This window comes from Pseudomonas sp. BJa3 (assembly GCF_026343815.1).
Classification (GTDB): domain Bacteria; phylum Pseudomonadota; class Gammaproteobacteria; order Pseudomonadales; family Pseudomonadaceae; genus Aquipseudomonas; species Aquipseudomonas soli.
Genome location: NZ_JAOXMC010000584.1, coordinates 1 through 232, shown reverse-complemented (window position 1 = coordinate 232; position 232 = coordinate 1). Strand labels below are relative to the sequence as shown.

The window sequence follows — 232 nt, the reverse complement described above, 5'->3', positions numbered from 1 at the left end:
GCTGTCAGCCAAGGTCGCGCAGGGCAAACTGCTGGCGCGCGCCGACATGGTCGAGTGGCACGCCATCCTCAACCGCCAGGGCTGGCTGGCCAGCCACTGGCCGGTGGAGTACGGCGGCACCGGCTGGAGCACTACGCAGAAGTACATCTTCGACAACGAATGCGCGCTGGCCGGCGCGCCGCGCATCGTGCCGTTCGGCCTGAGCATGCTGGGCCCGGTACTGATCAAGTAC

At 67.7% G+C, this 232-nt stretch carries 1 protein-coding gene; it reads left to right on the top strand.

Annotated elements, in window-relative coordinates; all coding sequences use genetic code 11:
• The coding region (locus OH705_RS28885) for an acyl-CoA dehydrogenase family protein (protein ID WP_267303657.1) at window positions 1–232 on the top strand (232 nt) is incomplete at both ends.